This is a genomic window from Humibacillus xanthopallidus, assembly GCF_006716675.1.
GTDB lineage: Bacteria > Actinomycetota > Actinomycetes > Actinomycetales > Dermatophilaceae > Humibacillus > Humibacillus xanthopallidus_B.
Map to the genome: position 1 here is coordinate 1187254 of NZ_VFPM01000002.1, position 18214 is coordinate 1205467.

19 protein-coding genes are annotated in these 18214 nt (G+C 71.8%); 9 read left to right on the plus strand and 10 right to left on the minus strand.

Annotated features, from left to right (window positions below; translation table 11 throughout):
• Window positions 1-42: 42 nt before the first annotated feature.
• Together FBY41_RS13415 and FBY41_RS13420 are read right to left on the minus strand one after the other, a co-directional pair.
• Window positions 43-369, minus strand: a complete 327-nt coding sequence (locus tag FBY41_RS13415; RefSeq protein ID WP_141844720.1) for an ArsR/SmtB family transcription factor — start codon at window positions 367-369, stop codon at window positions 43-45.
• Between the two features lie 180 nt (window positions 370-549).
• Window positions 550-873: a YciI family protein gene (locus tag FBY41_RS13420; RefSeq protein ID WP_141844721.1), complete on the minus strand. Its 324-nt coding sequence runs from the start codon at window positions 871-873 to the stop codon at window positions 550-552.
• Between the two features lie 216 nt (window positions 874-1089).
• Between FBY41_RS13420 and FBY41_RS13425 the strand changes: the two genes are divergently transcribed.
• A complete protein-coding gene (locus tag FBY41_RS13425) occupies window positions 1090-1728 on the plus strand; it encodes a hypothetical protein (protein ID WP_221629275.1) in 639 nt (212 codons plus the stop codon).
• Between the two features lie 6 nt (window positions 1729-1734).
• Here FBY41_RS13425 and FBY41_RS13430 read toward each other — a convergent pair whose 3' ends face one another.
• The 3 genes from FBY41_RS13430 to FBY41_RS13440 all read right to left on the minus strand — a co-directional run bounded on the left by FBY41_RS13430 (window position 1735) and on the right by FBY41_RS13440 (window position 5286).
• Window positions 1735-3117, minus strand: a complete 1383-nt coding sequence (locus tag FBY41_RS13430; RefSeq protein WP_141845132.1) for an MATE family efflux transporter — start codon at window positions 3115-3117, stop codon at window positions 1735-1737.
• Between the two features lie 115 nt (window positions 3118-3232).
• Complete coding sequence (locus FBY41_RS13435; RefSeq protein WP_141844722.1) at window positions 3233-4249, minus strand: aminoglycoside phosphotransferase family protein; 1017 nt, start codon at window positions 4247-4249, stop codon at window positions 3233-3235.
• Window positions 4246-5286, minus strand: coding sequence for a DUF4439 domain-containing protein (locus FBY41_RS13440; RefSeq protein WP_185749046.1), 1041 nt, complete (start codon window positions 5284-5286; stop codon window positions 4246-4248). The genes FBY41_RS13435 and FBY41_RS13440 overlap by 4 nt, the downstream gene beginning before the upstream one ends.
• 187 nt (window positions 5287-5473) lie before the next feature.
• Here FBY41_RS13440 and FBY41_RS13445 point away from each other — a divergent pair, with 187 nt between their 5' ends.
• The 4 genes from FBY41_RS13445 (at window position 5474) to infB (ending at window position 10744) form a co-directional block, all read left to right on the plus strand.
• Complete coding sequence (locus FBY41_RS13445) at window positions 5474-6049, plus strand: ribosome maturation factor RimP (RefSeq protein WP_141844724.1); 576 nt, start codon at window positions 5474-5476, stop codon at window positions 6047-6049.
• Entirely contained in the window at window positions 6049-7065 is a 1017-nt protein-coding gene (gene nusA / locus FBY41_RS13450) for a transcription termination factor NusA (RefSeq protein ID WP_141844725.1), read from the plus strand. Before FBY41_RS13445 ends, nusA begins: the two co-directional genes overlap by 1 nt.
• Window positions 7066-7312: 247 nt before the next feature.
• Window positions 7313-7603, plus strand: a complete 291-nt coding sequence (locus FBY41_RS13455) for a YlxR family protein (protein ID WP_375869871.1) — start codon at window positions 7313-7315, stop codon at window positions 7601-7603.
• A gap of 102 nt (window positions 7604-7705) precedes the next feature.
• Complete coding sequence (gene infB, locus FBY41_RS13460) at window positions 7706-10744, plus strand: translation initiation factor IF-2 (protein WP_141844727.1); 3039 nt, start codon at window positions 7706-7708, stop codon at window positions 10742-10744.
• Window positions 10745-10863: 119 nt separating this feature from the next.
• Here infB and FBY41_RS13465 read toward each other — a convergent pair whose 3' ends face one another.
• The 5 genes from FBY41_RS13465 to FBY41_RS13485 form a co-directional block, all read right to left on the minus strand.
• On the minus strand, window positions 10864-11418 hold the full coding sequence (locus FBY41_RS13465; protein ID WP_185749047.1) for an ABC transporter substrate-binding protein: 555 nt from the start codon (window positions 11416-11418) through the stop codon (window positions 10864-10866).
• Between the two features lie 186 nt (window positions 11419-11604).
• The gene (locus tag FBY41_RS13470; protein WP_141844728.1) at window positions 11605-11922 is read right to left on the minus strand and encodes a phosphatase RsbU N-terminal domain-containing protein; all 318 of its coding nucleotides are present in this window, start codon (window positions 11920-11922) and stop codon (window positions 11605-11607) included.
• The gene (locus tag FBY41_RS13475; protein ID WP_141844729.1) at window positions 11919-12305 is read right to left on the minus strand and encodes an STAS domain-containing protein; all 387 of its coding nucleotides are present in this window, start codon (window positions 12303-12305) and stop codon (window positions 11919-11921) included. The genes FBY41_RS13470 and FBY41_RS13475 overlap by 4 nt, the downstream gene beginning before the upstream one ends.
• The gene (locus FBY41_RS13480; protein WP_141844730.1) at window positions 12302-13162 is read right to left on the minus strand and encodes an STAS domain-containing protein; all 861 of its coding nucleotides are present in this window, start codon (window positions 13160-13162) and stop codon (window positions 12302-12304) included. Before FBY41_RS13480 ends, FBY41_RS13475 begins: the two co-directional genes overlap by 4 nt.
• On the minus strand, window positions 13159-14262 hold the full coding sequence (locus FBY41_RS13485) for a sigma-70 family RNA polymerase sigma factor (protein WP_141844731.1): 1104 nt from the start codon (window positions 14260-14262) through the stop codon (window positions 13159-13161). The genes FBY41_RS13480 and FBY41_RS13485 overlap by 4 nt, the downstream gene beginning before the upstream one ends.
• 190 nt (window positions 14263-14452) lie before the next feature.
• Here FBY41_RS13485 and rbfA point away from each other — a divergent pair, with 190 nt between their 5' ends.
• The 4 genes from rbfA to rodA are packed head-to-tail and all read left to right on the plus strand — an operon-like array spanning window position 14453 to window position 18073.
• Window positions 14453-14968 (plus strand): 30S ribosome-binding factor RbfA, encoded by a 516-nt coding sequence (rbfA, locus tag FBY41_RS13490; protein ID WP_141844732.1) that lies wholly within the window; start codon window positions 14453-14455, stop codon window positions 14966-14968.
• Window positions 14965-15915 carry a tRNA pseudouridine(55) synthase TruB gene (gene truB / locus FBY41_RS13495; protein ID WP_141844733.1) on the plus strand — a complete coding sequence of 317 codons (951 nt, stop codon included), beginning with the start codon at window positions 14965-14967 and terminating at the stop codon, window positions 15913-15915. Before rbfA ends, truB begins: the two co-directional genes overlap by 4 nt.
• 44 nt (window positions 15916-15959) lie before the next feature.
• Window positions 15960-16928 carry a bifunctional riboflavin kinase/FAD synthetase gene (locus FBY41_RS13500; RefSeq protein WP_141844734.1) on the plus strand — a complete coding sequence of 323 codons (969 nt, stop codon included), beginning with the start codon at window positions 15960-15962 and terminating at the stop codon, window positions 16926-16928.
• On the plus strand, window positions 16892-18073 hold the full coding sequence (rodA, locus tag FBY41_RS13505; protein WP_141844735.1) for a rod shape-determining protein RodA: 1182 nt from the start codon (window positions 16892-16894) through the stop codon (window positions 18071-18073). The genes FBY41_RS13500 and rodA overlap by 37 nt, the downstream gene beginning before the upstream one ends.
• The last annotated feature ends 141 nt before the right edge of the window (window positions 18074-18214 follow it).

Below are 18214 nucleotides of genomic sequence, written 5' to 3' on the forward strand. Positions count from 1 at the left end.
GGTGTGCTCTCCAGGTTCGAGCGTTCGCAGGAGTGGCGCCGGTCATCCGGTGCTCCTTCGCTCGCGCTTGCCGCGTGCGATCTCGGTGTGCAGTGCGTCCAGCCGCTGGTCCCACGAGGCCAGGTAGTGGGTCAGCCAGTCGTTGACCTCGGCCAACGGCTCGGGACGAAGCGAGTAGATGCGCCGCTGTGCCTCCTGCCGCACCTCGACCAGGCCTGCCTCACGCAGGACCCGCAGATGACGCGAGACACCGGGGCGTGCAATGGGCAGGAGGGCGGCGAGCTCGCCCGCCGTGGCGGGTCCTTCGGCGAGAGCCTCGAGCATCGTGCGCCGGCTGTCGTCCGCCAGTGCTCTCAGGGCTGCTTCCATGACCACTGTGTATCAACACAGGTACATAGCAGTCAAGGTACGCATCCATCCAACCCCAATCGAAAGAGCAGTTCGTCGCCGTCGAGCGGGCCCGCGCGGCTGGGTGGACGGGCGACGAACTGCTCTTTCGATTGCTGCCCGGGGGCGGGCCCGACGGAGTGCTCTTTCGTTCGGGGTGGGTCAGAGGAAGGGGCGGACCTCGATCTTGCGGTTGCAGCACCTCGACGCCTCGGCGCCGAGCCGTAGTGCCACGTCGAGGTCCGGTGCCTCGATGATCCAGAAACCCGCGAGATACTCCTTCGACTCGAGGTACGGCCCGTCGGTGATGATCGCCGTGTCGCCCCGATTGTCGATCGTCGTCGCCGGGTCGGGCGAGCCGAGGCCTCCGGCGAAGACCCAGTACCCCTCGGCGCGGAGCCGGTCGTTGAAGGCGTCGATGTCGGCCTCCTCGGTGGGGGTGGCTCGGCCAGTGCCGTCGTCGATCACGGAAACCAGATACTGCATCGCGACTCATCTCCTGCGTCCCGGGCGTCCCCTCGTGGGCTGCCCCTCACTCACTCGACGAGCGCCTCGCCCCTGATCCGACACCGTCGCTCACGATTTGTCCACGACTCCCGCCTCCGGGCCTCGACCCATGGCGTATGCCGTCCCAGCCGCAGGCGGTGACCCGTGCCTCACAGTGGGCGGGCGGCATACCCCATGGGGTGTAACGTCGAGGACGTGGAACAGCACGGAACCGCCGCCCGGGTGGCGCGCCTCGCGGGCGCCGTCGCAGCGACGGGCGCGCTCCTCACCGGGTGCACCACGACCACCGTCATGGGGCCGGGTCCGATGAACGGCGGCTCCACCGCAGTGGGAGGGATGATGGGCGGCACCGGCAACGGCAACGGCGCGGGGAGAGCGATGTTCGCGCCCCTGACGTGCGCCGCCCCCACCGACCTGCCCGGCCAACGCGTCACCGTCACCCTCGCCGACATGGGGATGTCGCACACGATGGGCGGCACTGCGCCCATGGGAGCCCGGATGTCACTCACGGCCGAGCCGGCGACCGTGTCGTCAGGCCAGGTGAGCTTCGTCGTCGACAACCGCGGGTGGCGCACCCATGAGCTCGTCGTGCTCCCGCTCGCCGCGGGCGCCGGCGCCGGGGAGCGGGTGCCCGGCCCGGACGGCAAGGTCGACGAGTCGGGGAGCCTCGGCGAGGCGTCGAGCTCGTGCGCCGCGGGCGCGGGAGAGGGCATCGACTCGGGAGCCGTCGGCTGGGTGACCCTCACCCTCGCGCCCGGGCACTACGAGCTCGTCTGCAACCTGACGAACCACTACGCGGGCGGCATGCGCCAGGAGCTCGTCGTCACCGGCTGAACCGGGTCAGGCCGGCAGCGGCGCCGTGCTGTCGACGAGCGCGTGCCAGCGGATCCGCCGGGCGCGCCACGTGAAGATGGCGAGCTTGGCCGCCTCGTCGACGATGCGTGCGATGAAGATGCCCGCATAGCCGAGCGGCGTGTGCAGACCGAGCACGATGGCGAGCGGGAGCCCCACGAGGAAGGCGCCGACGGCGTCGCCCAAGATGACGCCGCGCACGTCGTTGCCGCTCGGCAGCACGCCCGCGCCGATGATCATGTTGCGCACCTTGATCACCTGGAAGGCGGCGTTGATGAGGATGCCCACGCCGGCCATGACGCGTACGTCGCGGCCGGCCTCTGCGAACAGCGTGTCGAGGAAGAGCACCGACGTCGCGAAGAGCACGCCGAAGACGGCCGCCGTGCCGACGCCGGCCCGCGTCACGCGCCGCACCCACGCCATCGCCGCGTCGACGTCGCCGCTGCCGACCGAGCGTCCGACGAGGGTCGTCGTCGCGGCCATGAGGCCGATGCTGCCGACGATGAAGATGCCCTCGAGGGTCGTGACGATCTGCGCCGCCGCGAGCGCCTCGTCGCCGAGCTGCTGGAAGACGACGTTGTAGAGGAACGTGCCGACCGTCCAGAAGAGCTCCGTCACACCGAGCGGCAGTGCGAGGACGAAGAGCGGCACGACGACGGCGTGCCACTGGCGCAGGCTGTCGGGCAGGCTCCAGCCGATCACCTTGCGGCCGTACGCCATCCACAGCAGGATCAGGGTCTTCGCCACTGCCGTGATGAGCGTCGCCCAGCCGGCTCCCGCCACACCGAGTGCAGGGAAGGGGCCGAGGCCGGTGACGAGCGAGAGGGCCAGGATCGAGTTGGCCACGACGGTGATCATCGTCGCGACCATCGGCCGGGCCGGCTGCCCCACCGAGCGCAGCACCCCCGACATGATCGCGCTCAGCATGACCGGCAGCGTGGCGAGGACCGTGAGGCGGAAGTAGTCGGTGCCGGCCGCCGCCACCGCGTCGGAGGCGCCGACGAGACCCATGACCCGGTCGGCGAAGAACCACGGCACGAACGACACGACGACACCGAGCACGAGCGCCGTGAGGACGGCTGCCGTCACGGTGTGGTCGAGGTCGCCGCGCCGGCCCGCGCCGTGGGCGCGCGCGACGAGGATGCTGACGGAGGTGCCGAGGCAGCCCAGGGTCACCGCGAGGATGAAGGTCAGGCTGTTCGAGAAGCCCACGGCCGCAATGGCCGTCGCGCCCAGACCGCCGACGACGATCTGGTTGACGAAGTTGAGCACGAGCATGAGCACGAACTCCATGCTCACCGGGACGGCGATGCGCGCGATCTCTCGGCCCGGGGTCGGCGGGGCCGATCGCAAGGTGCGGAGGGAGGGCACGGCGAGGCGAGGCATGAGCGAGTGACTTTCGATATCGAAGGTTGGGGCTGCCCTAGGTTACGTCTTCCGGGCCCCTGAGTCGAAACGATTTGATAGGAGGCTGCGTGGAGCCTTCTCAGTCGTTCATCGCCTTGATGATGGTGACCGCGAGGCTGACCCGGTCGTGGGCCGCCCGGCTTGCTCCGCCCGTGCCAGCACCGCTCGCGGCGTCGACCGCGTTGTCCGCCTCGCGCACGATCGTCCACGCGCGGGCGCGTCCCTCGTCGATGCCTGCCCGCTCGCAGATGATCTCGAGCCGGCGCCGCAGCGACCACCGCACCTCAGAGCCGGTGCCGAGCTCGTCGGCGCGGTTCCACAGGGCCGGAGCGACCTCGAAGGCGACGTCACCACCCATCGGCTTCGGGTCGATGGCGAGCCACGGGGAGCGGTAGGCCCCGAGGACGTTGGTGTAGTGCAGGTCGGTGTGCAGCAGCCGGTCCTCCGACGGTGCCCGCGTCACGAGCTCGCCGGCGAGCGCAGCCGCCTGGTCGAGGTAGCGCCGCGGCAGCACCGGGGGAGCCGCCCGCAGCTCCACGGCCTGACGTTCGGCGTATGCCGTGAGGCGGGGGATGCGGGGATGCGCGGGCCGCCGGAGCGTCGTCAGCAGGTCACCGATGACGCCGCACGCCTCGTCGATGTCGACGCGGGCGAGGTCACGGGTGTGCAGGCGCTCGAGCAGCATCGCGAAGCGCGCCGGGTCGGCGCGCACGAGCCGTACGGCGCCGTGGCCGTTCCACGTCTGGAGGGCGAGCGGCTCGGCGGCCGCCTCACGGTGTGGCCAGCTCACCTTGAGCACGCCCTCGCCGCTGACCCCGACGGTCTCCCGCCCGGCGCCGAGGAGGCGAACCGGGACGACGACCGCGCACACGCCGTGCAGCGGCTGCCCGATCGGCTCGAGCTCCCACTCGTCAAGGAGGCTGCCGAGCAGTCCCGGTAGGTCGTCGAGCCAGTCCTGGCCCGAAATCCAGCCCTCGGGCGCGTAGCCCGCGACGTGGTGGGCGAAGAGCGCCGGCACGAGGTCGTAGCGCGCCGCACCGCGGCCTCCGCCATGGCCAGCCGCCCCGCCTGCCGCCTGACCGGGCCACGAGCTCACGGGGACGTCCCCGGAAAGGCAGCGACCGGCATACCCCAGTCGGTGGCGAGCGCCTGGACGCGCCCGCTCCACCGGGCGGTGTCGTCCAGCGCCGGGCCGTCGGGGGTGGCTCCGGCGACGTCGACGGTCGCGTCGACGGCCGTGCTCAGCAGGTGGGTCGCGAGCCGCTGCGCCTCCGCCGGCGTCGTGACGGGGAAGGGCAGCGCCCAGCCGCCCGGGGTCGAGGTCGTCGAACCGGCCACGGCGAGGTCGAGGCGCCGCAGGGCGTCGAGCGTCGCGAGGGCGCGGGTTCGCCGCGCGCCGGTCGACTGGGCGGCGACCACCTCGAAGCCGTAGACGAGGGGCGAGGTCTGGTCGATGATCCGGGGGCGGGCGCCGCTGGGGATCGTCGTGGGGTCGACCGTGGCTCCGAGGAGCACGGCGGAGGCCAGCCGCGACGACCAAGCGGCGAGCACGAGGTCGCGGGTGCCTGGAGTCGTGGCCGCGAGAGCCGCCCACCGGTCGGGAGTGATGGTGGCGAGGACCGACGCGAGGTCGGCGACGGAGCGGACCGCGGCCACGTCGGTGGGCGAACCTGTCTGAGCGCTGGGCGAACCCGCCGTCGCGCTCGGGGTGCCCGTGGACCCGGCGGCGCCCGACGACGTCGGCGGGGTGACCGGGGTCGGGGCGGTGGCGGCGGTGATCTCGGCCGTCGGCACGCCGGCGTTGGTGAGCCGGCCCGTGAGCACGGTGATCTGGCGGCGCTGCGCGGCGAGGGTCTCGCGCACGACGCCGCGGGCCGCGCCGCGTGGCTCGAGCGTGCCCGCGGCCCGCACGAGAGACCGGAGGTCCTTGATCACGGCGAGGATGAAGCGCTCGTCGGGTGCCGGCTTGCGCGTGGGCACCGGTGGCGGTGGTTGGGGCAGGTCGAGGCGCAGCCCGCAGCCGGCGACGGAGGTGAGCATCGCGGCGGTTCCGCCGAGCACGAGCAGCCGGCGCCCCGGGAGACCGGGCTGCACTCCCTCCCGGGACCCGGGCCTCGGGGTGTCGCCGCTCATGCGGTGCATCCTGTCACGCGCGGCACCCCGTCCACCCTGTCCACCCCGACCACCCTGGGGTGGCGCGGTCGTGGGCGGCCAGGGCCCCGTGCGACCGATAGAGTTGGCCCACGCGGTCTCTCGCGCCCTGCCCGACGGGCGGTGGAGCAGAGCCCGGACATTCGAGAAGAGCAGGAGGCGTCGACGCATGAGCACGGCCCAGGACCTCAGGGCGACGCTCGAGCCGGTGCTGGTGGCGCTGGGGCTCGTCGTCGAGGATCTCTCCGTCACCCCTGCCGGCAAGCGCCGCCTCGTCCGTGTCCTCGTCGACACCGACATCAGCGGGCTCGACGACACCGACACGGCGAGCGCCGTGTCCTCCCTCTCGCTCGACGACGTCGCCGAGGCGACCCGGGCGGTGAGCGACGCGCTCGACGAGAGCGACGTCATGGGCGATGCGCCCTACGTGCTCGAGGTGTCGTCGCCCGGTGTCGGCCGCCGGCTGACCTCGCGTGACCAGCTGCGCCGCCAGGTGGGCCGCCTCGTGGAGGTCGCCCATGCGGGCAGCAGAGACACCGGCCGCCTCGTCGAGGTGGGCGCCGACGCGCTCACGCTCGACGTGCCTGCCACGAAGAAGGAGCCGGCCCGCACGGTGACGCTCGAGCTCGACGCGGTCGAGCACGCGGTCGTGCAGGTCGAGTTCCGCAGGACGGGTGCCGATGACGGCGCACCAGACGTTGACGAGGCGGGCTCCGACGAGCCCGCGACGGAAGGGGACATCTGATGGACATCGACCTTGCCGCCCTGCGCGCGCTCGAGCGGGAGCGGGACATCAGTCTCGACATTCTCATCCCGGCCATCGAGCAGGCGCTGCTCGTGGCCTACCACCGCACCGAGGGCAGCTACCGCGACGCTCGCGTCGAGCTCGACCGCAAGACGGGGCACGTCATCGTGTGGGCCCGTGAGGAGGGCGAGCTGCTCCCGGCCGTGGAGGGTGAGCGCCCCGAGCGGGGCGAGCCCGGCCCGGAGTTCGACGACACGCCCGAGGGCTTCGGCCGCATCGCCGCCTCGACGGCTCGTCAGGTCATCGTCCAGCGCCTGCGCGACCTCGAGGACGAGGCCATCCTCGGCGACTTCCGGGGCCGGGAGGGTGAGGTCATCTCGGGCATCATCCAGCAGAGCCAGGATCCCCGGAACGTTCTCGTCGACTTCGGCACCGTCGAGGGCATCCTGCCGATCTCGGAGCAGGTGCCGGGGGAGCGTTACGTCCACGGCGAACGCCTGCGCTGCTTCGTCGTCAGCGTGAAGCGCGGTCCCAAGGGTCCGCAGGTCAGCCTCTCGCGCACCCACCCCAACCTCGTGCGCACCCTCTTCAAGTTCGAGGTGCCCGAGATCGCCGACGGCACGGTCGAGATCGCGGCCCTCGCCCGTGAGGCCGGCCACCGCACGAAGATCGCGGTCCACAGCAAGGTGCCGGGGGTCAACGCCAAGGGCGCCTGCATCGGCCCGATGGGAGCCCGGGTGCGGGCCGTCATGACGGAGCTGCGCGGCGAGAAGATCGACATCGTCGACTACTCCGACGACCCTGCCGTCTTCGTCGCCGCCGCGCTCTCGCCGGCCCGCGTGCAGTCCGTCGAGATCGTCGACGCCGGTGCCCGCGCAGCCCGCGTCATCGTCCCCGACTACCAGCTGAGCCTCGCCATCGGCAAGGAGGGCCAGAACGCCCGCCTCGCGGCCAAGCTCACGGGCTGGCGCATCGACATCCGTCCCGACACCGAGGCCGCCGCGCCCCGGAGCTGAGGCGTCGCCTCCCGAGGGGTATGCCGTCCGCGTCCTGTGCCGGACGGCATACGTCTGCGATGGCGTCCTGAGGGTCGTCCGCAGGAGACCTGCGGGAGACCAGCGGGGGATCGGCAGGGCCCGTGGAGCGCGTGGCACGCCACACGCGGTAGACTGATGTGTGGCCGACCGGACTGGACTCCGTGCCGAGCCATCTCGCACCTGTGTGGGATGTCGCGGAACGGATAGCTGGTCGGCACTGTTGCGAGTGGTCGCGGCGACGGACAGAGATGCCGGGGATTCCTCCCCGGTGGTGCTCCGCCCGGACCCGCGACACCGGATGCCGGGACGTGGTGCGTGGTTGCACCCGGTGCCGGGTTGCTTCGAGATGGCAGTGCGCCGCAAGGCGTTCGGGCGTGCCCTGCGACTGCAGGCTGCGGTCGATGTCAGCGCGGTCGCCCAGTACCTCGACATCCAGCACGCGCAGGAGAACGGTGTCGGCCCCACGGCCGGTCGCCATCAGTCAGAGATCAGTCAACGAACCAACAAGGCGGGTTGAAACGCTATGAGCACCCGATGAGTACTCAGCGATGAGCAAGCCCCAGCAATAACCCACGGTTCGGCCACTTCCTGTTCAGGCCGGACCAGGAACAGGAGAAATGTGGCTAAGGTCCGGGTCTACGAGCTCGCCAAGGAGCTCGGAGTCGAGAGCAAGACCCTGCTCGCACACTTGAAGAGCCAGGGAGAGTTCGTCCGGTCGGCATCGTCGACCATCGAGCCCCCCGTCGTGCGCAAGATCAAGGAGACGTTCCCCGCGGAACTGCGCTCCGGCGGCACGGCATCATCTGCGGCCCCCAAGGCCGTTCCGGCGCCCTCGGCGCCTCGCTCGTCTGCGCCGGCACCCTCGCCGGCCGCGTCGCCTGCAGCACCCGCTGCGCGCGCCGCCTCGCCGTCGGCCCCGGCCCCCGCGGGTCCGGCCCGACCGGCTTCCCCCGCGGCCCCGGCCGCTCCGTCGGCTCCGGCTGCACCCGCCGCATCGGCTCCGGCCGCCTCGGCGCCCGCAGCCCCGGCTGCACGTCCGGGCACCCCCGGCGCGTCGGCTCCGGCTCCGGCCGCTCCGTCGACGCCGTCGGTCCCCTCGGCCCCGGCAGCGGCGACGCCGTCCGCCCCGGCCCCCAAGGCCCCGGCCGCTCCTGCGGCCTCGGCCACTCCCTCGGCGCCCTCGCGCGTCCAGTCCAGCCGTGACGGCGGGCAGCAGGGCTCCGGCGTGCCGGCATCCCCGCGGCCGGCACCTCGTCCCGGCCAGCCCCGTCCGGGCAACAACCCGTTCGCGCCGAGCCAGGGCATGGGTCAGTCCCGTGCGCCCCGCACCGGTGGCGACGGCGGTGCGCCTCGTCCGGGCAACAACCCCTTCAGCTCGAGCCAGGGCATGCCCCGGCCGCAGCAGCGTCCCGGTGGCGGCGCTCCCGGTGGCGCTCCGCGTCCTGGTGGCGCTCCCCGTCCGGGTGGCGCTCCGCGTCCCGGTGGCGCCCCCGCCGGTGGTGCCCCGCGTCCCGGTGGCGTGCGTCCGAGCCCGGGCATGATGCCCGAGCGCAGCACCGTCGGTCGTCCGGGTCAGCGCCCGGCCGGTCCGGGCCGTGGTGGCCCGGGTGGCGGCGCCGGTGGGCGTGGCGGCTTCGGCGGCGGTCCCGGTGGCGGTGCCCCCGGTGGTGGTCGCCCCGGTGGCTTCGGCGGCGGTCCCCGCGGTGGCGGCGGTCGTGGCTCGACCGCCGGTGCCTTCGGCCGCGGTGGCGGTCGTCCGGTCCGCGGACGCAAGTCCAAGCGCGCGAAGCGCCAGGAGTTCGAGCAGATGCAGGCGCCGTCGATCGGTGGCGTCACCGTCCCGCGCGGTGACGGCTCGACCGTCGTGCGCGTGCGCCGTGGCTCGTCGCTGACCGACTTCGCCGACAAGATCAACGCCAACCCGGCATCGCTCGTCACCGTCCTCTTCCACCTCGGTGAGATGGCGACGGCGACGCAGTCGCTCGACGAGGACACCTTCAAGGTGCTCGGTGCCGAGCTCGGCTACGACATCCAGGTCGTCTCCCCGGAGGAGGAGGAGAAGGAGCTCTTCGACTCCTTCAACATCGACCTGGAGACCGGCATCGAGGGCGAGGACGACGAGGACCTCGAGGCCCGTCCCCCCGTCGTCACGGTCGTGGGTCACGTCGACCACGGAAAGACCCGCCTGCTCGACGCGATCCGCAACGAGGACGTCGTGGCCGGCGAGGCCGGTGGCATCACCCAGCACATCGGTGCCTACCAGGTCCACCGTGAGCACGAGGGCGTCGAGCGCGCGATCACCTTCATCGACACCCCGGGTCACGAGGCCTTCACGGCCATGCGTGCCCGTGGTGCCAAGGTGACCGACATCGCGATCCTCGTCGTGGCCGCCGACGACGGTGTCATGCCCCAGACGATCGAGGCGCTCAACCACATGCAGGCGGCCGACGTGCCGATCGTGGTGGCCGTCAACAAGATCGACGTCGAGGGTGCCAACCCGTCCAAGGTGCGCCAGCAGCTGACCGAGTACAACCTCGTCGCGGAGGAGTACGGCGGCGACACGATGTTCGTCGACGTCTCGGCCCGCCAGGGTCAGAACATCGACAGCCTCCTCGAGGCGGTCCTGCTCACGGCGGATGCGGCTCTCGACCTCCGGGCCAACCCGGAGAAGGAGGCTCGCGGTGTCGCGATCGAGGCCAACCTCGACCGTGGCCGCGGTGCGACCGCGACGGTGCTCGTGCAGACCGGCACGCTCCACGTCGGCGACTCGATCGTCGCCGGCTCGGCACACGGCCGCGTCCGCGCCATGCTCGACGAGCACGGCAACAACGTCGCCGAGGCCGGTCCCTCGCGTCCGGTCCAGGTGCTCGGTCTCAGCTCGGTGCCGCGCGCCGGTGACACGTTCGTCGTGGCGCCGGACGACCGCACGGCCCGCCAGATCGCCGAGCGGCGCGAGTCTGCCGACCGCCAGGCCGTGCTCGCCAAGGCCCGCAAGCGCATCTCGCTCGAGGACCTCAACGAGGCTCTCGCTGCGGGCAAGGTCGAGACCCTCAACCTCATCCTCAAGGGTGACGTGTCGGGCTCGGTCGAGGCGCTCGAGGACGCCCTGCTCAAGATCGACGTCGGCGACGAGGTCGACCTGCGCATCATCGACCGCGGTGTCGGTGCCATCACGATGAACAACATCAACCTCGCGATGGCCAGCAACGCGATCATCATCGGCTACAACGTTCGCGCCGAGGGCCAGAACGCCGACTACGCCGAGCGCGAGGGCGTCGAGATCCGCTACTACTCGGTGATCTACCAGGCCATCGACGAGATCGAGGCGGCCCTCAAGGGCATGCTCAAGCCGGAGTACGAAGAGGTCGAGCTCGGCACGGCGGAGATCCGCGAGATCTTCCGCTCGAGCAAGTTCGGCAACATCGCGGGCTCGATCGTGCGCAGCGGCGAGATCAAGCGTGGCTCCCGGTCGAGGATCACCCGCAACGGTGTCGTCGTGTCGGAGAACGTCGAGATCGCCGGTCTGCGCCGGTTCAAGGACGATGTCACGGAGGTTCGCGAGGGCTTCGAGTGCGGCATCAACCTCGGGTCGTTCAACGACCTGCAGCTCGGTGACCTCATCGCCACCTACGAGATGCGCGAGAAGCCGCGGGCCTGACGCCTTCGGCACCACGCACGTCACAGACGCCACGGCGCCGGTCCCCTCGGGGGCCGGCGCCGTGGCGTCGCCTGTGTGACTGGTTGCCCAGAGTCGGTCAGAGACCGGTCAGGAACTGGTCAGAGGCCGAGCAGGCGGTTGAGCAGGTTCGCCAGGCCGTTGATCCCGCTGCCGTCGAGAAGACCGGCGACGGCGCACAGGAGGTTGCCGAGCAGGTTGCCCGCGCCCGGAACTGCCGTGATGTCGAGGTTGACCTGGTTGAGGTCGACCACGAGGCCGAGCACGTCGAGGTGCAGCGGTCCCAGCACGAGGTCGAGGATCTTGCAGCCGTTCGTGCTGGTGGCGCCGGCGACCGTCGTCGTGACGGTCTGGGTGACAGGGATGACGGCACCGGCGAGCGTCGTCAGGGTGCCGGTGACGACACCGGTGACCGCCAGCTGGCCCCCCTGGTTGCTGAAGCCGGTGGGCGTGAAGGTGCCGGCAAAGGTTCCGACGCCAGCGATGGTCTGGTTGATCGTCGCGGGGTCGATGGCTGCGCGTGGCGTGGCTGCTGCCGGCGCGGCGGTGGGAGCTGCGGACGGCGCGGCTGAGGCACTGGCGGCGGGGGCGAGCCCGAGCGCTCCGACGGCCAGCACGCTCACGGCGGCGGTGCACACCTTGGTGGACAGGTTCATGGTTGAGCTCCTCTTCATCGGGTGCATCGGTTCCCTCGTGGGCGACCGATCACCCCTGAAGAGGACGGTGGCGCAGGCTCATGACGCCGGGCCGTGGCGTGGCGCTGGGGCTTCGCCGCGGCGCCCTGAGCACGACGTACGGGGGCGAGGGGATCTCGTGGAGGGCAGTGGCCGGGGATTCCCGCGTCATGGGGACGGGGTCACGGCGTCCGGGCCCGGATGGGTCATGTCGTAGGCCGCCACGAGGTCGAGCAGCAGGTCGGCTCCCGCGCTCGCCACGTCGAGCTGCTCCGCCTCGGGGCTCTCGCGCATCAGCTCGAGCACGGCGTCCCCGTGGGTGCGGCACACCTCGATGAGGCTGATGCCGCCGCCGAAGGCCCGTCGGCCCAGGTCGTATGCGGCTGCACGCGCGGCCTCGTCGCGGCGCGGGATGAACCGCAGCAGCGTGGTGAGGTGGTCCTGGGTGAAGGCGGCCCTGCTCGCGGCCTCGTCAGCAGCGCTCATGACCGGCGCCGGTCGCCGTCGGCCCCACCGGTGAGCAGCGCCAACCCCTCCTCGAGGTCGAGGGCGGTCGGGATGCCGCCCGTGCCCATCCCGAGCCGCACCATGGTGAAGGCCACCTCAGGCTGGATGCCGACGATCACCGTGCGTGCCCCGCGCAGGCGCGCCATCTCCGCGATGGTGCGCAGGGTGAGCGCTGCGAACGAGTCGATGACGTCGAGCGCAGCCACATCGATGATGACCCCGCGGCAGCGGTGCTCGCCGATCTGCCCGACGAGGTCGGTGCGGAAGCGCACGAGCTCGGAGTCGTCCAGGGCAGTGTGGATCGATGCGATCAGGGTGCTTCCCTGTCGCAGGATCGACACGAGCGCTGGACCGGAGTTCACGAGAGCGTCGCATCCTCCTTCTTGGTGACGGCGTAGCCGAGCAGGCGCTCCGCCTCTTCGAGGCCACCCTGCAGGTCGCCGATGGTGTTCATCTTGCTCAGATCGACGCCGATCGTCACGAGCGTCTGGGCGATCTTCGGTGACAGTCCCGTGATGATGACGCTCGCACCCATGAGACGTGACGCGTCGACGGTCTGCACGAGGTGGTTCGCGACGGCTTCGTCGACGTCAGGGGCGCCGGTGATGTCGATGACGACGACCCGTGCGCGGTGCCTGCGGATGCCCGCGAGGAGCTGCTCGGTGAGCTGCTTCGCACGGTCGCTGTCGAGCACCCCGATGATGGGCAGGATGAGCAGGCGCTCTCGCACCGGGAGCACCGGTGTCGACAGCTCGCGGATGGCATCCTGCTGCTGCCGGATGACCCGCTCCCGCTCGTCGACGAAGCTGACGGCCACGGTGTTGGCGATGCGGTTGGCGGCCGGCTCGTAGGCGTCGAGCACCTGGTTGAGCAGGCCGAAGTCGCGCTGGTACTTCTCGAAGAGCGAGCGGGCGAGCACGTCGCGCAGGAGCAGGACGATGCCCACCACCTCATGGGTCTCGACGCCGCGCGGGATGATCCGCTCCGACAGGTCGCGGGCGTAGTGCTGCAGGGCCTCCACACTGCCGGTCTCGAGCACCTCGACGTAGTTGTCGTAGACCGAGGTGGTCTCGGCGGCCATCTCCTGCGGTGTCATGGCCGTCAGCAGGTGAGCCTGCTGGATCCGTTCGGCCCACTCCTCGCGCAGCTTCGTGCGGTGCTCGCGCAGGTGTGCCACGAGCTCGGAGAGCAGGTGCTGCCCCGATGTCGTCTGCGTCATGTCGTTGGGTCCTTTCCCCAGATGGTGATGGTCACGGTGGTGCCGGCGCCCGGCTCGCTCGTGATGGCGAACTCGTCCATGAGCCTTCGCACCCCGGGCAGGCCGAGCCCCAGGCCGCCGTAGGTGCTGACGCCGTCGCGCAGGGCCGCCTCCAGGTCAGCGATCCCCGGGCCCCGGTCGCGCGCCGTCACCCGCACCCCGGGGCGAGGCTCCTCGAGCAGCTCCACGAGCAGCTCTCCGGACCCGGCGAAGCGCACGATGTTGCGGCAGAGCTCGGAGACGGCGGTGGCGAGGACGGTGAGGTCGGTCCGCGAGAAGCCGAGCCGTCCGGCCAGCTCGCGAACGGACCCGCGGGCCTTGACGATGTCGGGGTCTGCCGCGATCGGGATGCGCAGCACGCCGTCCTGGCGCTGACCCCTGGCGAGCAGCGGCTCGCTGAGCCGGCCGCAGAAGTCGCAGTTGAAGAGGTGGGTGGCGGCATCGAGCTCTCGCTGGCGGCGCCGGTCGGCGGAGCTGAGCGCGAGGAGCACGGGTCGGCACCGGTCCGTCGGCGGGTCACCGGAGTCCAGCCCGAGGACGTACTCGACCCTCAACCGCGCCCGGGACCGGCTGAGCCGGGCGGCAACGGCACCGGGCGTCGTGCCCTCCTCCTCGGCGATCGTGCGCGTGTCGGTGCCACGCAGCTCGTGCTCGATGAGCAGGGCGCGCTCGTGCTCGTCCAGTCGCCCGAGCGCCGACGCCATGGCTGACCGTTCCTCGTCGATCAGGGCCTGTGCCTCAGGAGACTCCGGTGCGCGCAGGTCGGCGGCCCGGTGCTGGTTGCGACGCTTGCGATCGTCGTCGCGCCACATCGAGGCGACGAGGTTCTTCGCCGTGACGATCGCATAGGGCTCGAGCAGGCCGGGGTCGACCGACGGGGCGGCGGCCAGAACCCTTGTCAGCGTCTCCTGGACGAGGTCCTCGGCGATCGGGAGACTGCCGACCCGGGCTCCGACGACGCGCCGGACGATCGCCAGCAGCTCTGTGAGGTCCTCTCCTGCGAGCCGCCGTCCGGAGTCACCCGCGAGGTCGGCGTCCTCGGCCGACTGCGAAGGCGTCATCAGGGGTCTCTCCCAAGGCAGGATGGCACGAACCATGGACACGGACCCCACGTGTACGTGGGGCACATACCCGTCCAAGACACCCACGAACACCCGACTGCGGTCGGGGTTTGGGCGCCCGGATGGGGGGTTGACTAGGGTTGGTCAGTCGGCCCCGTGCCGGCACCCCACCAACCAGAGAGAGGTAGTCATGGTTGACCACCCCCGCGCCCGCAAGGTCGCCGACCGGATCAAGGTCATCGTCGCTGAGTACCTCGAGTTCCGGATCAAGGACGACCGCCTCGGCTTCGTCACGATCACCGACTGCCGCGTGACGGGCGACCTGCAGCACGCGACCGTCTTCTACACCGTCTTCGGCTCCGACGAGGAGCGTCGGGCGAGCGCCGAGGTCCTCGAGGCCAACAAGGGCCGCATCCGCTCCGCCGTGGGCAAGGGCATCGGCATCCGCCTCACGCCGTCGCTCGAGTTCATCGCCGACGCCTTGCCGGCCGACTCGGCCCACCTCGAGGACGTCCTCGCACAGACGCGCGCCCGCGATGCCGAGCTCGCTCGTGCGGCCGCCGGTGCCACGTACGCCGGTGACGCCGACCCCTACAAGAAGCCGGCGGACGACGCCGGCGACATGGACGGCGCGGACAGCGCGGACGGCGCCGGCGGCGCGGTAGCGCCCACCGGCGCGGTCGACCAGGACGCCCAGGCTCGATGACGGACGCGCTCGGCGGTCTGCTCGTCGTCGACAAGCCGGCCGGATGGACGAGCCACGACGTCGTCGCCCGGATGCGCCGGCTCGCAGGCACCCGGCGGGTCGGCCATGCGGGCACCCTCGACCCGATGGCGACCGGCGTGCTCGTGCTCGGCGTCGACCGCGGCACCAAGCTGCTCACCTTCCTCGTGGGCTGCGAGAAGTCGTATGCGGCGACGATCCGGCTCGGGCAGTCGACGATCACCGACGACGCCGAGGGCGAGACGTCAGCGCTGCTCGGCGTGCCCGACGCTCGTGCGCTCGAGGCGGAGCTCCCGGCAGCGGTGGCACGACTCACCGGCGACATCGAGCAGGTGCCGAGCTCGGTCAGCGCGATCAAGGTCGGCGGGGTGCGCAGCTACGCCCGGGTGCGCGCCGGCGACGACGTCGTGCTGCCTGCCCGTCCGGTGACGGTGAGCCGCTTCGACGTGCACGCCGTCCGACCTGCACAGACCCAGGCGGAGGTCGGTCCTCCGGTCGACGTCGTCGACGTAGACGTCGAGGTCGACGTGTCGTCGGGCACCTACGTGAGAGCCCTGGCGCGCGACCTCGGCGACCTCCTCGGGGTCGGCGGCCACCTCACAGCCCTGCGGCGCACCCGGGTGGGGCGCTTCGACCTCACGCAGGCGCACTCGCTCGAGGAGCTCGCGGCGGCGTCCGAGCGCGAGGGACGCGGCGGCATACCCCTGCTGCCGGTGGCGGAGGCGGCGCGCGCCCAGCTGCCCGTGCACGAGGTGAGCACCGAGGAGGCCGTGCGGATCGGCCACGGTCAGCGCATCCGCAGCGGCTTCGATCGCGTCGGGGCCGTGGCGGCCATCGACCCGTCCGGACGCCTCGTCGCCGTGCTCGACGAGACGGGGGAGCAGGCCCGCGCCAAGGTCGTCTTCGCCGCAGCCGGGTCTGGCGCCTGAGCGCCGTGCGCGACGACGGTGAGGCGGCCACTACAGTGGGCGCCGTGGATCGCTGGCACGGACTCGACGACATCCCGGCCGATCTCGGCCCCACCGTCGTCACCCTCGGCAACTTCGACGGCGTCCATCGCGGGCACCGCGAGGTCCTCACCCGTGTCGTGCGCGAGGCGGCCGAGCGCGGGGCGACACCCGTGGCCGTGACGTTCGAGCCGCACCCGATCGCCGTGCTCTACCCCGACCGGGCGCCGGCTGCCGTGATGTCGCTCGGCCAGCGGCTGGATGCGCTCGAGTCCGTGGGTCTCGGGGCCACGCTCGTGCTCGACTTCACGCCGGAGTTCGCCCAGCAGACCCCGGAGGAGTTCGTGCAGGGCACCTTCGTCGAGGCGCTCGGCGCGGTGGCCGTCGTCGTCGGCAAGGACACCCGCTTCGGCGTGCGCAACTCCGGCGACGTCGAGACCCTCCGCGAGCTCGGCGAGACCCACGGCTTCGAGGTGGTCGCCCTCGACGACATCGGTGAGGGCAGCATGACGACGCGGTGGAGCTCCACCCAGCTGCGGGCCGAGCTGCTCGAGGGGACCGTCGCGCACGCCGCGCAGATCCTCGGCCGGCCGCACCGGGTCTCGGGCACGGTCGTTCACGGTGACCACCGCGGGCGCGAGCTCGGCTACCCGACGGCCAACCTCTCGCAGGACCACGAGGGCCTCGTGCCCGCCGACGGGGTGTATGCCGGGTGGTTGCTGAGGCTCGACCTCGCCCCCGACGCACCCGACCGCTCCCTCCCGGCGGCGATCTCGGTCGGCACCAACCCGACCTTCGACGGTCACCAGCGCCGTGTCGAGGCCTACGTCCTCGACCGCACCGACCTCGACCTCTACGGCGAGCACGTCGTCATCGAGTTCGTCGACCGGCTGCGGCCGACGCTGCGCTTCGACGGCGTCGAGGCGCTCGTCGAGCAGATGGCCCTGGACGTGGACCGGTGTCGCGAGATCCTCTCGGCGTTCGTGCCGTCCTGACGCCCGCGCGGCGGTGGGGGCCAAGCTCTCGCACGTCGTGGCTGCGGGTCGACCTCGGGCTCTTCATCGGTGCCGCCGGGCTGTCGCTCGTCGGCGTCGTGCTCGTGTGGTCAGCCACCCGTGAGACGCACGGTGCCGGGCTGGCGCTCAAGCAGCTGCTGGCGGTCGCCATCGGCATGGCCTGCGCGGTCGGGCTGACGCGCCTCGACGTCCGGGTCGTGCGCGCGCTCGCACCCGTCGTCTACGTGCTCGCGGTCGTCGGTCTCGTCGCGGTCATCTCGCCGCTCGGGTCGACGGTCAACGGCTCGCGGTCGTGGATCCGGCTGCCCGGAGGCTTCACCCTGCAGCCGTCCGAGCTGATGAAGGTGGCGCTCGCGATCGGCCTCGCCATGCTGCTCGCCGACCGGGCCGACCGTGGGCTGCGCCAGCGGAACCGCGACGTCGCGCTCGCGTGGGTCGTCGCCGGCATACCGGTGGTGCTCGTGCTCGCGCAGCCCGACCTCGGCTCGGCCCTCGTGCTCGTCGCGATGGCGGTGGTCATCATCGCCGCGGCGGGGGCTCCGTGGCCGTGGACGGTCGCCGTCGTCCTCGCCGGGGTGGGTGTGACGGTTGCGGCCTTCACGACGTCGTTGCTCTCGACGTACCAGAGCAACCGGCTCAAGGCCTTCCTCGACCCGTCGCTCGACCCACAAGGCATCGGCTACCAGACCCGACAGGTCCGCCTCGCCATCGGCTCCGGCGGCCTCTCGGGTCAGGGGCTCTTCGCCGGTCGGCAGACCCAGGGCGGCTACATCCCCTTTCAGGAGACCGACTTCGTGTTCTCCGTGGCGGGGGAGGAGCTCGGCTTCGTCGGGGCCCTCGGGCTCGTGCTGCTCATCGCCTTCATCGTCGTGCGGGCCGCCGTCGTGGCCCGTCGGGCCGACACGTTCGGGCGGCTCGTCTCACTCGGCATCGCCGTCTGGCTCGGCGTGCAGGCCTTCGAGAACATCGGGATGAACCTGGGCCTCACGCCCGTCACAGGGCTGCCGCTGCCCTTCGTGTCCTACGGCGGGTCCGCGATGATCGCGTCGTGGATCGCGGTGGGGCTGGTCGGCACGGTCGCGTCGTCGTCGTCGGCGGCGCGGACCGGACCCGGCGCCGCCTGACCGGCGCCGGGTTGGCGTCGTGAGGGCGGTGGCCGTGTGGCGCGCCGGGAGGGTTCGCGGTGGTTACCCGCGGGTCACATTGCGGTGTCTTTCGGTGGCGGGGAGGTGACGTGCGCCCGTTCGTTTGGCATCATCCGGGCA

Excerpts from the sequence above, each read along its gene's own strand:
- FBY41_RS13485 (WP_141844731.1), bottom strand. The coding sequence starts at position 14,262 with ATGACGCCTTCGCAGTCGGCCGAGGACGCCGACCTCGCGGGTGACTCC.
- FBY41_RS13465 (WP_185749047.1), bottom strand. The coding sequence starts at position 11,418 with ATGAACCTGTCCACCAAGGTGTGCACCGCCGCCGTGAGCGTGCTGGCC.
- FBY41_RS13440 (WP_185749046.1), bottom strand. The coding sequence starts at position 5,286 with ATGAGCGGCGACACCCCGAGGCCCGGGTCCCGGGAGGGAGTGCAGCCC.
- FBY41_RS13470 (WP_141844728.1), bottom strand. The coding sequence starts at position 11,922 with ATGAGCGCTGCTGACGAGGCCGCGAGCAGGGCCGCCTTCACCCAGGAC.
- FBY41_RS13480 (WP_141844730.1), bottom strand. The coding sequence starts at position 13,162 with ATGACGCAGACGACATCGGGGCAGCACCTGCTCTCCGAGCTCGTGGCA.
- FBY41_RS13420 (WP_141844721.1), bottom strand. The coding sequence starts at position 873 with ATGCAGTATCTGGTTTCCGTGATCGACGACGGCACTGGCCGAGCCACC.
- nusA (WP_141844725.1), top strand. The coding sequence starts at position 6,049 with ATGGACATCGACCTTGCCGCCCTGCGCGCGCTCGAGCGGGAGCGGGAC.
- FBY41_RS13445 (WP_141844724.1), top strand. The coding sequence starts at position 5,474 with ATGAGCACGGCCCAGGACCTCAGGGCGACGCTCGAGCCGGTGCTGGTG.
- truB (WP_141844733.1), top strand. The coding sequence starts at position 14,965 with ATGACGGACGCGCTCGGCGGTCTGCTCGTCGTCGACAAGCCGGCCGGA.
- FBY41_RS13415 (WP_141844720.1), bottom strand. The coding sequence starts at position 369 with ATGGAAGCAGCCCTGAGAGCACTGGCGGACGACAGCCGGCGCACGATG.
- rbfA (WP_141844732.1), top strand. The coding sequence starts at position 14,453 with ATGGTTGACCACCCCCGCGCCCGCAAGGTCGCCGACCGGATCAAGGTC.